This window comes from Chryseolinea serpens (assembly GCF_900129725.1).
GTDB lineage: Bacteria > Bacteroidota > Bacteroidia > Cytophagales > Cyclobacteriaceae > Chryseolinea > Chryseolinea serpens.
On the sequence record NZ_FQWQ01000003.1, the window covers coordinates 696,852 to 711,843 of the forward strand.

The window sequence follows — 14,992 nt, forward strand, 5'->3', positions numbered from 1 at the left end:
TTTTTTAGATTCGATTGCTTTTTATCGTCGCGATGCTTTCAAACAATTTTGCCGTGACCTGGTCGGGTGTCACACCCTCCGCTTCGGCCTTGAAGTTCATCAGGATGCGATGGCGCAACACGGGGTAAGCCACCTTTTGAATATCTTCCATGGTGACGGCAAAGTTGCCGTGCAGCAACGCCCGCGCTTTGGCCGTCAAGATCATGGCTTGGCCGGCACGGGGACCTGCGCCCCAGCGAACCCACTCGTTCACGAATGCGACTTCGCTTTGTCCAGGGCGTGTGGCGCGAACGATCCGGCTGACAACGTCGATCAGGTCGGCGTTGATGTGCACTTCACGAACCAGACGTTGCGCCTCTAATATCTTGCTTCCTTCAATTACTTTTTGAACGGGATTGCTTTTTCTTCCGGTGGTGCTTTCCAGGATGGCGCGCTCTTCTTCGGCAGTGGGATAGTTGATTCGCACGTAAAGTAAGAACCGGTCGAGCTGCGCTTCCGGCAACGGAAAAGTTCCGGCTTGTTCAATCGGGTTTTGCGTTGCCAATATGAAGAAGGGTCTTTCCAAGGGATAGGTGATGCCACCATAGGTCACCTCAAATTCCTGCATGGCTTCCAACAAGGCGGCTTGCGTCTTTGGTGACGTGCGGTTGATCTCGTCGGCCAGAATGATGTTGGAGAATATGGGACCTTTGTTGAATTTGAAAAAACGTTTTCCTGTAGTATGATCTTCTTCCAGGATCTCTGTACCGATGATGTCCGAAGGCATGAGATCAGGTGTGAATTGAATTCTTCTGAACTTCAAATCGATCGCATCCGACAGTGTGCGGATCATGAGGGTCTTTGCCAACCCGGGCACACCTTCCAGCAGTGCATGTCCGCCGGCGAGGAACGTGATCAGCAGCTGGTCGATGGTCTCTTCCTGGCCGACGATCACTTTTCGTATTTCCTGCTTGAGGGCATTCAGCTTGCCGATGATCTCCTGTACGGCTTGCTCGGTGTTTTTCAGATCCTGGGTCATATCAGTAAAATGTCTAAACGTTCGGTTTTGTTTTCTTTGTTGTCAACGCATCATGGCATACATCACGATGTTCACGCTGAAACGCGTATTGTCAATTTTGTAAAATCGTTTGTTCCTGAAATCATAATCCCACTCGCAGCCATAGTCCTTGTTGCTATACAACACGCCGATCCGGCCATTGATCTCGATCGCTTTTAAATAATCGTGCACGATGTCGTCTCCCCAGCCATTCAACTCTTGCGAGGTGGTGGGCGGTCCGTCGAACTGAAAGAACATGGAATAGATCGGGTGATGATTCGGTATTTTCTTCAAGGCATTGGCACCGAAGATCCGTTCCATTTGTCCTTCGAATGATTTTGAGAACAGACCGTCGATATCGTGGTTGCAGTCGTCGACAAAGACAAACCCACCCTGCCGTACATAGCGTTCAAAGTTCTCGCGTTCCTGCTGGGTGAACTCCACCAGCTTATGACCGCTCAGGTAACAGAAGGGACACTGAAAGATGTCGGTGCTGCTGAGGGGCACAATATTTTCCTGTGTGTCCACGGGCAGGGTCGTGTACTCGATGAGTGAGTTCAGCAAGTTGGCCGGCATGCGCTGATCAACATCCCAGTCGCCCGACTCATACTGCAGGCGTGTAAAGAAAAATTTGTTCGCGTCGCGCATACGATAATCGTGCAATTTGCGGTTTCTTTTGGCATCACCACCACGAAATTATACAAGCGGGAACGGGGGGTCAGGGATCATACGGATCCATTTTTCCGAACACGATTTCGAGGGATATCAAAAGAAAAAAATCCCCGGCGTGGTGGCCGGGGATTTGTCCATAAGCATAGAAGATATTATACCGCGTCCGACAAACTCGAGAACGTGAAGTCCCGGATCTTCATGGGCGGAATGAGATAGTTCACGTTCGACTCCACGCTCACCGTGCGCTCAACCTTACCCAGCTCTTCCAGGTTGTTCAGCATGATCACGGGGCTTTCGTTGAAGCGGAAGTTCTTGATGGGGAATTTGATCTCCCCATTCTCGATGTAGAACGTTCCATCGCGGGTTAACCCGGTTAGCAGGAGGGTCTGGGGATCAACGGGGCGGATATACCACAGGCGCGTTACCAGGATGCCTTTCTTGGTGCCTTTGATCAATTCCTCGAGGGATTTTGTTCCACCTTCCATGATCACTCCGTCGGGGCCGGGGATCGCTTTCACACCTTTCTTCTCGGCCCAGTAGCGGGAGTAAGTAAGATTTTTTATAACGCCCTTTTCGATCCAGCTCACTTTCTCCTGCGGTCTTCCATCGCCGGCCCAGGTGCTGGTGGGCAGCTCTGGGTTGAGCGGATCGGAATACATGTTCACACGCTCGTCCACCAGCTTTTCGCCAAGGCGGGTCTTGCCACCGGGTTGGCTGAGGAAGCTGCGGCCTTCGTCGGCCTGGCGTGCGTCGAGACCGAAGAAAATGTTTTCGAGCAGCACGGCGGCGGCTGCGGGCTCCAGGATCACGGTATACTTTCCGGGCTCAATGGCGCGGGCGGTCGCTGACTTCAAGCCTTTGTCGGCGGCGATCTGCGATGCCTTTTTCGTATCGAGTTTGGTGAAGTCATTGTAGCCGCGTGTTGCATAGCCCGAACCTTTGCCATCTTCCGTGCGCATGGTGATGGAAAAGTTCACGCCGGTCGATGTGTTGTAAGCAAAAAGTCCCTTGCTGTTCATCATGGCGTTCATGGTGGTCGTGTCTTCCATGAAGCCGGCAGCGACTGTTTTTGTATCCTTGGCGACCTGCAGGCTTTGCGCCACGGCGTCGGCCCGTTGCTTGGGCGTGATGGCCGCGGTGGCCGGCACGAACATCACAGGCTCTGCATATTTTTGCGGCCCGAGGAAAGAAACAAATTCCGGATTTTCGGGTGCCAGCTTGGCCAACTCTTCGGCGCGTCTGACAACTTTTTCCAGCGAAGCATCATCAAATTCGTTGATGGTAGCCACCCCGAGTTTCTTGCCATAGGCGGAAGAAACGACCAGTGTATTGGTACTGATGCCGCCACTGGTGGAGACCGAATTGCGTGCATACCGGATGTTACCCGTTATGGTGCCGGTGAGGTTGATCTCGCATTCGTCTGCTTTTGAATAGCTCAATACTTTTTTCAATAAAGCCTGAGCTTCGTCTTGTGTGAGTAGTGGCATAGATTATCCGATTTTACGTGATGTATTGATGACGTTAACTCCGTTGAAGCGTGTCGTGGACGAGCCGTGCGACACCGCGCTAACCTGTTGAGGTTGTCCCTTTCCGTCAAAGAAAGATCCGCCCAGGCGATAGTCGCTCTGATCGGCAATGCCGACACACGAGTTCCAGAATTCCTGGGTGTTGGATTGATAGGCCACATCTTTCAATGCCCCCACGATCTTTCCATCCTTGATCTCATAGTAAAGCTGTCCGCCAAACTGGAAGTTATACCGCTGCTGATCGATGGAGAACGATCCGTCGCCGATGATATAAATTCCTTTTTGAACACCTTTGATGAGGTCATCAATACTCTTCTTTTCCTTGCCGGGCTGTAGCGAGATGTTGGCCATGCGCTGGAACTGAACACTGCTCCAGTTGTCGGCATAGCAACAACCTTGTGAAGCAGGCAATCCCAAAATGTGCGCCTGGTCGCGGATCGCCTGGTAGCTCACGAGCGTGCCGTCTTTGATAACATCCCACTGACCGCACTTCACGCCTTCATCGTCATAGCCTACTGCGCCCAGTGAACCCACTTGGGTCTTGTCAGCCACGATGTTGACGAGCTTGCTGCCGTAGTTGAATTTTTTGGATTCCCATTTATCCAGCGTCAGGAAGGACGTGCCGGCGAAGTTGGCTTCATAACCGAGCACGCGGTCCAATTCGGTCGGGTGACCTGTGGATTCGTGGATGGTGAGCCACAAGTGTGAAGGATCGAGGATCAAATCATACTTGCCGGGCTCAACCGATTTTGCTTTGATCTTTTCGCCTGCTTGCTTGGCGCCAGCCTTGGCATCTTCCAGCATGTCGTAGCGACCTTTGTACAGCGTGGTCACGCCTTGAATTTTATCTTGCGGACGGGCATACAAATATTCATAGCCCATGCCCATGGGCGCACTCAATGCATTGCGCGTCTCGAACTTTCCGGTGGCGGCATCGATCTTCGTGATGAAGAACGTGGGCCAGATGCGGTGAATGTCCTGGTCGATATAGGAACCATCGGAGGATGCGAAATACTTCTGTTCGTTCACCATAAAGAGGAACGAGTTGATGTAGTCGGCGCCGCCCTTCATGGCTTCAGCATTCACGCCCAACAGCAAGTCGACTTTTTCCTTGATGGGAACTTCGAAGGCATTTTTTTCGATGGGTGCTTTCCAGCTCACTTCGCCATAGCCTTTTTGAGGAGCGAGTTGAACCGGCTCTGTCAACAGGCGGGAGTTTTCTTTCGCGATGGCCACCGCCAGTTCTGCGGCTTTGGCAATGCTGTCTTTGTCCAGTTTGTCGGTGGCGGCAAAGCCCCAACCGCCCTGGGCCACCACGCGAACGCCGAGGCCGTAGGATTCCGTGTTCACGATGTTTTGCACCTTGTCTTCACGGGTGATGACGAATTGATTGAGGTAGCGACCGATACGCACGTCGGTGTAGGTCGCTCCTTTGGCGCGGGCTGCGTTGAGCGCGACGTCGGCCATCTGCTTCTTCAGGGCCACGTCAACCGTTTCGAGCGCTCTTTCCGGGGCAATGGGGCGACCCATGCCGGGAATGGCCGATAACATGGCCGCTGTGGTGCCCATGCCGGTCAGGTAAAGGAAGTCTCTTCTTTTCAAAGTTTAAGGGTTTAGAGTTATTCGTTATGAGCTTTATCGAAAAGCAATATCCAAAAGTTTTGCAAAATTCAATCTTTTGGACCGGTCCCCTTACAATTTTTTGTTTGGACAATACCTCAAAATCCGGTATAAAAAGAAAATCCCTGACGATTATCAGGGATTTCTATCGAAGTACTAGATGACTAAACAGCGTCCGACAAGCTGGTGAACGTGAAGTCGCGCAGCTTCATGTAGGGGATGAGGAAGCTGGCCCCGCCCCCAGGACCACCGTCCACGTCAACCCTCACTTGCTTGCCCAACGTCTCCACGTTGTTCAGCATGATGACGGGGCTTTCGTTGAAGCGGAAGTTCTTGATGGGATGCTTCACTTTACCATTCTCAACAAAGAACGTGGCGTCGCGTGTGAGGCCGGTATAAAGTTGAGTCTGGGGATCTACGGCACGGATATACCAGAAGCGTGTGACCAGGATACCTTTCTTGGTGTCTTTGATGAGATCCCCCAGCGAAGCGTTGCCGCCTTCCATAATGGCATTGCCGGGGAACGGCACAGGAGCAACATTTTTATTCGATGCCCAATAGCGGTCATAGAACATGTTGGCCACCGTTCCGTTTTTGATGATGTCCATTTTCTTACGCGCTTGTCCATCGCCCGACCAGGGAGAGGCAGGAACGTCGAGGTTGAAGGGATCGGTGTAGATGGTTACACGCTCGTCCATGATCTTTTCACCCATCTTGGTCCCACCGCCTTTTTTGGCGAGGAAGCTGCGGCCTTCATCGGCCTGGCGTGCGTTCATGTTGAACAGCATGTTGCGGATCAATTCCGCAGAAGCGGCGGGCTCCAGGATCACGGTGTATTTTCCGGGCTCGATGGCTTTGGCCTGGCGTGATTGTAAAGCTTTGTCAATGGCAATGCGCGAGGCCTCGGCGGTGTCGAGTTTGTTCACGTCGTTGAAGCTGCGCGTCACCCAGCCTGAACCGGTGCCGTCGTTGCTGCGCATGGTCACGGTGAAGTTCACGCCCGTGGATTGGTTGTAGGCAAACAATCCTTTCGTGTTCATCATCGATGCGAAGCTATAGTTGTCTTCGAGGAACCCTGCCGCGGTCACATCTTTTGCGATGGCTGGGTTGATGCTATTGGCTGCGGCTTGCGCGCGATATTCAGGGGTAATCTTCGCGGTGGATTCGAAATACGTTTTCGATTCACCATAGGTTTGTTGCGGAAGCGGCTCCATAAACTCAGGGTTCTCCGGTGCCAGCTTGGCCAGTTCTTCCGAACGGCGCACCACTTTCTCCAGCGACGCGTCATCAAATTCGTTGATCGTGGCCACGCCCGACTTCTTGCCGAAGTTGGATTGCACGATCAGTGTAACGTCGCTGTTCTCGCCTGCCGTGGAAACGCTGTTGCGGGCGTAGCGTATATTACCTCCGTTGGTACCGTTCAGGTTCACCTCGCAGGCGTCTGCTTTGGAAAAGGCGATCACCTTCTCCAATATTTTTTTCGATTCTTCTTTTGAAAATATAGCCATGATACTGTTGTTATAGGTTAGGTTAAAGAGTTCTTCCGGTATTGATCACATTCACGCCGTTGAAGCGGGCGGTTGCCGAGCCGTGCGACACAGCGTTCGACTGCGCGGGTTGCCCCTTGCCATCGTTGAAGGCCCCGTTCATACGGTAGTCGCGTTCGTCGCAAACCTGCGCGCACGAATTCCAGAACTCCTGCGTGTTGGATTGATAGGCCACGTCTTTCAACATGCCCGCGATCTTGCCGTTCTTGATCTCGAAGAACAACACACCGCCGAACTGGAAATTATACCGCTGCTGGTCGATCGAGAAAGATCCGTCCTTTACGATATAAATACCCTTCTCCACGCCCGCGATCATCTGGTCTGGGGTGAGTTGTGTCTTGCCGGGTTGTAGCGACACGTTGGCCATGCGCTGGAACTGCACATCGCGCCAGCTCTGCGAATAACAGCAGCCATGCGATTCGCCTTGCCCGAGAATGTGCACCTGGTCGCGGATGGCTTGATAGTTCACGAGGATGCCGTCCTTCACCAGGTCCCACTGCTTGGTCTTCACGCCTTCGTCGTCATAGCCTACGGCGCCGAGCGATCCGGGCTGAACTTTATCGGCCACAAAGTTCACGGCCTTGCTGCCGTATTGGAACGTCTTCGATTGCAATTTGTCCAGTGTGGCAAAGCTGGTTCCCGCATAGTTGGCTTCATACCCCAGCACGCGATCCAGCTCCAACGGGTGACCTACCGATTCGTGGATGGTGAGCCACAAATGTGAGGGCTCCAGCACGAGATCGTATTTTCCGGGCTCTACCGATTTTGCAGAAATCATCTGCTTGGCCTGCTCGGCAGCAAACGTAGCGTCTTCAACAATATCATACGACTTGTTGTAGAGGGTGATGCCTCCGGGGCCCTGGATCTTGTCCTGTGCCTTTCCATCCAGGTATTCATAGCCCATGCCCACGGGCGCGCTGAACGCAGAACGTGTCTTGAACTGGCCCGATGCCTTGTCGATCATCGTGACCTGGAAGTTGGGCCAGGTGCGGTGAATATCCTGGTCGATGTAGGAACCTTCGGTGGAGGCAAAATATTTTTGCTCATTCACCAGGAACATGATGCTGTTGATAAAGTTGGCTCCTTTTTCCATCGCTTTCGCGTTGGCATTCAGCAGGAGGTCGGCCTTTTCTTTGATGGGAACCTCAAAGCCGTTTTTCTGGATCGGTGTTTTCCACGACACTTCGCCATAGCCTTTCTCGGCAGCGAGCTTCACAGGTTCTTTCTGGAATTTTGAATTCGCTTTCGCGATGGTTACCGCGCGTTCGGTGGCCTTCTTGATGCCATCGGGTGTCACCTCATTGGTGGCGGCAAAGCCCCAGGTGCCATTGGCAATGACACGGATGCCCACACCATAGGATTCGGTGTTGCGTACGCTCTGCACTTTGTTTTCACGGGTGATGACAAACTGGTTGAGGTAACGGCCGATGCGAACGTCGGCATAGGTTGCTCCATTGGAGCGGGCCGTGTTAAGGCCTACATCCGCCAGGCGTTTTTTCTGCGAAACGTCCAGGCCGGGGACGAGCAGTTCCTCCGCGGTGATGGTGTTTGCCAGTGAAGACACGGGCAGCATCAGCGCGCCCGCGCCCATCCCGGCCAATTGAATAAAGTCTCTTCTTTTCATACGTATGCCGGTTAAATGGTTCTTCCTGTATTGATCACATTGATGCCGTCGAAGCGCGACGTGGAGCTGCCGTGCGATACGGCGCTGACCTGCGAGGGCTGGCCTTTGCCGTCGAAAAACGATCCGAACAAGCGGTAATCTTTTTCGTCGCAGATCTTCGTGCAGCTGTTCCAGAACTCTTGCGTGTTGGATTGATAGGCCACATCGTTGAGCATGCCGGCGATGGCGCCGTTCTTGATCTCGTAAAATACGGTACCTCCGAATTGGAAATTATACCGCTGCTGGTCGATCGAGTAGGAGCCCCGTCCCGCGATGTAGATGCCCTTTTCCACATCCTTGATCATCTCGTTGATCGAATACGGGTCTTTGCCCGGCGCCAGCGAGATGTTAGCCATGCGTTGAAACTGAACATCGCTCCAGCTCTGCGCATAGCAGCAACCGTGCGATTCGTTTTGTCCCAGGATATGCACCTGATCGCGGATCGCCTGATAGTTCACCAGGATGCCGTCCTTGATCAGATCCCAACGTTTGCACTGCACGCCTTCATCGTCATAGCCCACGGCGCCGAGCGAACCGGGCTGCACCTTGTCGGCAAAGATGTTGACAAGCTTGCTGCCATAGTTGAATTTGCCGGTCTTCCATTTGTCCAGTGTGGCGAAGCTGGTGCCGGCGTAGTTGGCTTCGTAGCCGAGCACGCGATCCAACTCCAACGGGTGGCCTACCGATTCGTGGATGGTGAGGCCGAGGTGATTGGGTTCCAATACCACGCTGTATTTTCCGGGCTCCACCGATTTTGCCGTCAGCATTTCCTTGGCTTGCTTAGCGGCCAGGGTGGCATCTTCGATCATGTCGTAGCTATTCCGGTACAACATAACATCGGCAGGTCCGTGAAGTTTGTCGATCGCTTTCGGGATCATGTATTCATAGCCCATACCCATCGGTGCGCTCAACGCCTGACGGATCTTGAACGTACCGGAACCTTTGTCGACAGCGGTCACCGAGAAGGTGGGCCAGATGCGATGAATGTCCTGGTCGATGTAGGAACCTTCTGAGGAGGCGAAATATTTTTGTTCATTCACCTGGAAAAGGTTTGAGCTCACAAAGCTCGCGCCGTTCTGCTGGGCGGCGGCGTTGGTCTTGAGCAGCAGGTCTGCTTTTTCGGAAACCGGGACTTCGAAAGAATTTTTCTCGATCGGGGTTTTCCACGTCACTTCGCCGTAGGATTTTACCGGAGCCAATTTCACGGGCTCCTTCTGGAATTTCGAATTTGCTTTCGCGATCGCTACCGCCTGTTGGGTGGCTTTTTTGATGCCATCGGGTGTGACGGTGTTGGTGGAAGCAAAACCCCATGTGCCGTTCACGATCACGCGGATGCCCACGCCGAACGATTCGGTGTTTACGATGTTCTGTACTTTGTTTTCGCGCGTCGAGATAAATTGATTGAGGTAACGCCCGATCCGGATGTCAGCATAGGTGGCGCCCTGGGATTTGGCGGTGTTCAGGGCAACATCGGCGAGTTGCTTTTTTTGCACCGCATCCAGGGGGACATCCAACAATGCTTCAACGGGAATGGGGTTGCCCATCAGGGGCACCGTCATCAGCATCCCGCCAATGCCGAGCCCGGCCAGTTGAACGAATTCTCTTCTTTTCAAGGGTAATGGGTTTAGGTTAATGAGTTATTCCTGTGAGTTATTCATTGTAAAATAATCAAAGAAACAAAAAAGGATACCTAAAAAGGTATCCTCTGTCAATAGATTATATGAGTGGTTATTCGCGGATCGCGCGTGCTTACTCGGAAAGCGTACTGAAATCGAATGAAGTTTCCAGAAACTTCGTCGTGAACTTGCCGGAGCGGAACGTGGCGTTGTCCATCAGACTGATGTGGAAGGGGATCGTTGTTTTGATACCTTCGATGACAAACTCTTGTAACGCGCGCTTCATGCGGGTGATCACTTCCTCGCGCGACTGTCCGGTGATGATCAGTTTGGCGATCATCGAGTCATAGTTCGGCGGGATGGTATAACCGGCATACACGTGACTGTCGATGCGGACACCGTGGCCGCCGGGCATGTGCAGGTTGGTGATCTTTCCGGGGGAAGGACGGAAGCCGTTCGCAGGATCTTCCGCGTTGATGCGGCATTCCATGGCAAACATTTTTGGGAAGTAGTTGGTGCCCGAGATGGGAACACCGGCCGCTACCTTGATCTGTTCTTTGATGAGGTCGTAGTCCGTCACTTCTTCCGTGATGGGGTGCTCTACCTGGATCCGTGTGTTCATCTCCATGAAGTAGAACTTGCCGTGTTTATCCACGAGAAACTCGATGGTACCGGCGCCTTCATAGTTGATGGCCTTCGCGCCTTTGACGGCTGCTTCACCCATGCGCTCGCGCAATTCCTGGCTTAGGATGGGCGAGGGGGTTTCTTCCACCAGTTTCTGGTGACGGCGCTGGATCGAGCAATCGCGTTCGGAAAGGTGACATACTTTTCCGTATTGATCGCCCACGATCTGGATCTCGATGTGGCGGGGCTCTTCTACAAATTTCTCGAGGTAAAGACCGTCGTTGCCAAAGGCAGCACCGGCTTCGCGTTTGGCATCATCCCAAGCCTTCTTGAATTCGGACTCGTTGTTGATGATGCGCATGCCTTTTCCACCACCGCCTGCGGTCGCTTTCACGATCACGGGATAGCCGATCTCTTTCGACATCTCTATGCCTTGTTCGATGGAGTCCAACAAACCGTCGGATCCGGGAATGGTGGGCACGCCCGCTTTTTTCATGGTGTCTTTCGCGGTAGACTTGTCGCCCATCGCTTCGATCATGGCCGGCGTGGGGCCGATGAATTTTATGCCGTACTCATGACAGATGGCCGAGAACTCTGCCCGTTCAGACAGGAAGCCGTAGCCAGGGTGAATGGCGTCGGCGTTGGTGATCTCAGCGGCTGAAATGATGCGGGGTATGTTGAGGTATGACTCTTTGCTCGGCGCACCGCCAATGCACACGGCCTCGTCGGCAAAGCGCACGTGAAGACTTTCGCGATCGGCGGTGGAGTATACCGCTACCGTCTTGATGTCCATTTCGCGACAGGTGCGGATGATCCGCAGGGCGATCTCGCCCCGGTTTGCTATTAATATTTTCTTAAACACAGTGGTCTGGGGTTAACGTCTAATCATGACATGTTCCGTTACAAATTTGTTCGGCTGCCCGGTGTGCTCTCTCTGCGAAAGGATCACGCGACAGCGTAAGCAAAAAGACTTCGGAATATGGTATTCATTAATCCGGTTCTACTACGAACAGAACCTGATCGTATTCCACGGGCGAAGAGTTTTCGATCATGGCCTTCACGATGGTTCCCGAAACTTCTGATTCGATCTCGTTGAACAACTTCATGGCTTCGATGATACACACCGTCTGTCCTTTGGTGATCTTGTCGCCAACGGAAACAAATGCAGGCGTGTCGGGTGTCGAGGAGCGGTAGAACGTTCCGATCATGGGCGACTTGATCTCTACGGTCTTCTTGCCCGTTGCTGCGGGTGCCGCTTCCACGCGGGGTGCTGCGGCTTGTGCTACAGGCGCTGCGGCTGCCGCTACGGGCGCCATCGCGGCTTGCGTCATCACGGGGGTTGACTTGAATACCTTTTGATCGGGCTCACGCTTCACGTGAAGCTTCAGCTCTTTGGTTTCAATGTTTACTTCGTTCAATCCCGACTTGGAAATGAAGTCGATGAGGTCTCTTATTTCTGTCGTTTTCATTGCGGGTTGGTTAGCGGATCCTGATTCGTTCGCGGTCTTCGAAGGAGCAGACTCCTTTTTGGCTGCGGGTTTTACTGCGCGTGCTTTGCTCATGGTGTAGTTATTCTTTTACGCGTTCAACATAATCTCCCGTGGAGGTTTGGACTTTGATCTTGTCGCCCGTGTTGACAAACAGGGGCACACGAATCTCAACGCCGTTCTCGAGCGTGGCGGCCTTCAGTGTACGGGTAGCCGTATCGCCTTGCATGCCGGGCTCGGTGTATTGCACTTCCATCACGACATGGGTGGGGGCTTCCGCGGTGATGGCACTTTCGCCATTTTCAAAGGCGATGAGCAAAGTAACACCTTCTTTGATAAAATTCACAGAGTTGCCAAGCAATCGCTTGTCGATGTATACCTGGTCGAACGTAATGTTATCCATGCACACCAGGCTGTCGCCGTCGGCATAGAGGTATTGGTATTCTTTGGTCTCTACACGCAGGATATCAACTTCTTCTCCGGGGCGGAAACGGTTTTCTGCTACTTTGCCGTTGCGTACGTTGCGCATTTTTATTTGATAAAAGGCGCGCAGGTTGCCGGGGGTGCGGTGCTGGAGTTCTTCCACCTGCATCACCTCGCCGTTGTAGCGGATGTAATTTCCTTTGCTTAAATCAGAGACGGTTGCCATAAAAAAATCAAACTTTAAGTTACAAATGAATTGATGAATTGCAAGAGTTCGCGCCAACATGCCCCAGGGCTACCGGCTTGAAACCCTTTCGTATTTTAACTGTTATAGGCCCATTTCACATAGACCGCACCCCAGGTGAAGCCTCCGCCGAAAGCGGCGAGGATGAGGTTGTCGCCTTTCTTTAATTGCTTTTCATAGTCCCACAACAATAGCGGTATCGTGCCGGCCGTGGTGTTGCCATAGCGTTCGATGTTCATCATCACTTTGTCTTCGGTGATGCCCACGCGGTTGGCCGTGGCGTCGATGATGCGTTTGTTGGCCTGGTGGGGCACCAGCCATTGCAGGTTTGCGCCGTTCAGGTTGTTGCGCTCGGCGATCTGTGCCGATACGTCGGCCATGTTGGTCACGGCAAATTTGAAGACGGCCGAACCTTCCTGGTAAACGAAGTGCTCGCGATTGTTCACGGAATCGTGGGTGGCGGGCTTGCGGCTACCACCGGCCTTCATGTGCAGGTAGGCTTCGCCGTTGCCATCACTTTTCAGGATGGAATCCATTACCCCCATGTCCTCCGTGGTGGGCTCCAAAAGAACGCAGCCGGCACCATCGCCGAAGATGATGCAGGTCGTACGGTCGGTATAGTCCATGATCGCCGACATTTTGTCGCCGCCGATCACGATCACTTTCTTATACATGCCCGACTGAATGTAGCTCGCGCCCGTGGTCAATCCATAGAGGAAACCCGAACACGCCGCGCTCATGTCGAAGCTGAAGGCGTTGGTGGCGCCGATGGCCGTGGCCACGATGTTGGCCGTGGCGGGGAAGGTCATGTCGGCGGTTACGGTGGCAAAAATGAGCAGGTCGATCTCTTTGGGGTCTGTCTTGGTCTTGGCCAGCATGTCTTCCACAGCCTTGATGCCCAGCACCGACACGCCCTGGTTCTCGCCTTTCAGAATTCTTCTTTCTTTGATGCCGGTACGGGAAACGATCCACTCATCGCTGGTGTCGACCATGGTTTCCAGTTCCTGGTTGGTAAGAATGTAGTCAGGAACATAACCTCCGACACCTGTAATAGCCGCTCTGATCTTGGTCATAGTTTTTGTTAACTTTTGTTCAACTCCTGGTGGAGTTGCAATTTTATATAAAAGAAAATGCCCGGCGTTTTAAACACCGAGCATGAAACATAATTCTCCTAGGGGAAACACGGATAATCCGGCTTGTCCTCGATCACTAAAATTTGAATACTGCTTTCAGTGAACTGAAATTTCGCGAGGTGCAGCGGGCTCATGCAATGTTATGCCAGAACTTCTTTTTCCATAACCACCTTACCGTTATAGTAAAGCTTGCCTTCGAGCCAGAAAGCTCTGTGGGGCAGGTGGTGTTCGCCTGTAGTAGGGCACACGGCCAGTTGCTTTGCAAAAGCCTTGTAGTGTGTTCTTCTTTTATCTCTACGGGTTTTCGAGAGTTTTCGCTTGGGATTCGGCATAGTCTAATACATTTATTATTGTAAATTCTTCAAAATATTCCAACGAGGATCTATATCATCGTCATCTTTGTCGTTGCTCTTGCCATCTTCCGGGTCGCCACCGGATGAATAGACGATCTTTCCTTCCGAGTCGTCATCGTCGGCTTCGTCCTGAAATTTAGGATGAAGCTTCTTCAGCGGAACGGCCAGGCTGATGAACTCGTACATCAATTGTCCCAGTTCCAGGGTGGCCGTGTCGCGGTGGATGATCATGATCTCATCCGTAATTTCTTCGTCGGCGTCTCCGTACTTGAACATGACCTTGTGCACGTTCTCGATCGGATAATCAAAGGGTTCCAGGCTGCGGTCGCAGACCAGTTTCGCGATTCCTTTGATCTTGAACTCGGCTTCGAGGAAGGTTTCGTGTTTAAACAATAAGACGTCAGCATGGAAAGTGCCCTCCGACAGAAGGTCCGACCCATATTTCCTGAAAAACGCGTCACCAATTTCGAATTCAAATTGGTGTTCTTTGTTACTCAGGCCGACGATATTGATCCCGTATGCCCCCAACTCTAAACCCTACCGGGCGTTAAAAATTAGTCGGCAAATTTATGATAATTATATCAGAAAGTAAAAAAACGAAGAAAATTGGGGCCTAGATGTACTCCAGAATGGCAGCATCACGGAACTCTTTATGGGACTTTTTCCCATAATTTTCGATAAAATAGTCGATTACGCCCTTTTTGAAGCCCAATTTGATGGCGATGTTCTTGCAGAAAATAATCTCGCTCTCGAACACATTCTGGTCCACGAAAACGAGTTCGATGCTCGACATCAGGTAGTCGAACTTCTGATCCATGGAAAGCGCCCCCAACGAGTCGATCGGCTCGGGGTTCCGGATGAGGTCGTGAACCTCCTCTTCAGGGAATTTGCGCTCCCGGGCTATCTTAAAGATCATTTCCCGCTCAATCTTGGCGAAGTGTTTATCGGCCTCGGCCAGTTGAATAAGTATGTTCAATTGCTTTTTTGTGACAATATCCATTTCAACTAATACTTGAAGACCAAATATAATTAATAATAAAAAATAAGG

The 14,992-nt window shown here is 52.3% G+C and carries 14 protein-coding genes; all 14 read right to left on the minus strand.

Annotated elements, in window-relative coordinates; genetic code table 11:
- Positions 1 to 4 precede the first annotated feature (4 nt).
- The 14 genes from BUB30_RS22770 to BUB30_RS22835 all read right to left on the minus strand — a co-directional run bounded on the left by BUB30_RS22770 (position 5) and on the right by BUB30_RS22835 (position 14,944).
- A complete protein-coding gene (locus BUB30_RS22770; RefSeq protein WP_073138515.1) occupies positions 5 to 1,018 on the minus strand; it encodes an AAA family ATPase in 1,014 nt (337 codons plus the stop codon).
- A 42-nt stretch (positions 1,019 to 1,060) separates the two neighbouring features.
- Positions 1,061 to 1,684 (minus strand): DUF4159 domain-containing protein, encoded by a 624-nt coding sequence (locus BUB30_RS22775; RefSeq protein ID WP_073138518.1) that lies wholly within the window; start codon positions 1,682 to 1,684, stop codon positions 1,061 to 1,063.
- Positions 1,685 to 1,860: 176 nt separating this feature from the next.
- A complete protein-coding gene (locus tag BUB30_RS22780; protein WP_073138520.1) occupies positions 1,861 to 3,195 on the minus strand; it encodes a TldD/PmbA family protein in 1,335 nt (444 codons plus the stop codon).
- A gap of 3 nt (positions 3,196 to 3,198) precedes the next feature.
- Entirely contained in the window at positions 3,199 to 4,836 is a 1,638-nt protein-coding gene (locus BUB30_RS22785) for a TldD/PmbA family protein (RefSeq protein WP_073138523.1), read from the minus strand.
- 182 nt (positions 4,837 to 5,018) lie between these two features.
- Positions 5,019 to 6,362 (minus strand): TldD/PmbA family protein, encoded by a 1,344-nt coding sequence (locus BUB30_RS22790; RefSeq protein ID WP_073138525.1) that lies wholly within the window; start codon positions 6,360 to 6,362, stop codon positions 5,019 to 5,021.
- Between the two features lie 22 nt (positions 6,363 to 6,384).
- Positions 6,385 to 8,025: a TldD/PmbA family protein gene (locus BUB30_RS22795; protein WP_073138528.1), complete on the minus strand. Its 1,641-nt coding sequence runs from the start codon at positions 8,023 to 8,025 to the stop codon at positions 6,385 to 6,387.
- 11 nt (positions 8,026 to 8,036) lie between these two features.
- Positions 8,037 to 9,677, minus strand: coding sequence for a TldD/PmbA family protein (locus tag BUB30_RS22800; RefSeq protein ID WP_073138531.1), 1,641 nt, complete (start codon positions 9,675 to 9,677; stop codon positions 8,037 to 8,039).
- 136 nt (positions 9,678 to 9,813) lie between these two features.
- Positions 9,814 to 11,166: an acetyl-CoA carboxylase biotin carboxylase subunit gene (accC, locus tag BUB30_RS22805; protein WP_073138533.1), complete on the minus strand. Its 1,353-nt coding sequence runs from the start codon at positions 11,164 to 11,166 to the stop codon at positions 9,814 to 9,816.
- A gap of 127 nt (positions 11,167 to 11,293) precedes the next feature.
- Entirely contained in the window at positions 11,294 to 11,773 is a 480-nt protein-coding gene (gene accB, locus BUB30_RS22810) for an acetyl-CoA carboxylase biotin carboxyl carrier protein (RefSeq protein WP_073139647.1), read from the minus strand.
- A 100-nt stretch (positions 11,774 to 11,873) separates the two neighbouring features.
- Entirely contained in the window at positions 11,874 to 12,440 is a 567-nt protein-coding gene (gene efp / locus BUB30_RS22815) for an elongation factor P (RefSeq protein ID WP_073138536.1), read from the minus strand.
- Between the two features lie 95 nt (positions 12,441 to 12,535).
- A complete protein-coding gene (locus BUB30_RS22820; RefSeq protein WP_073138537.1) occupies positions 12,536 to 13,531 on the minus strand; it encodes a beta-ketoacyl-ACP synthase III in 996 nt (331 codons plus the stop codon).
- 200 nt (positions 13,532 to 13,731) lie between these two features.
- The gene (rpmF, locus tag BUB30_RS22825) at positions 13,732 to 13,923 is read right to left on the minus strand and encodes a 50S ribosomal protein L32 (RefSeq protein WP_073138540.1); all 192 of its coding nucleotides are present in this window, start codon (positions 13,921 to 13,923) and stop codon (positions 13,732 to 13,734) included.
- Positions 13,924 to 13,938: 15 nt separating this feature from the next.
- A complete protein-coding gene (locus BUB30_RS22830; RefSeq protein ID WP_228450522.1) occupies positions 13,939 to 14,337 on the minus strand; it encodes a YceD family protein in 399 nt (132 codons plus the stop codon).
- Positions 14,338 to 14,557: 220 nt separating this feature from the next.
- Positions 14,558 to 14,944, minus strand: a complete 387-nt coding sequence (locus BUB30_RS22835) for a hypothetical protein (protein ID WP_073138545.1) — start codon at positions 14,942 to 14,944, stop codon at positions 14,558 to 14,560.
- Positions 14,945 to 14,992 lie beyond the last annotated feature (48 nt).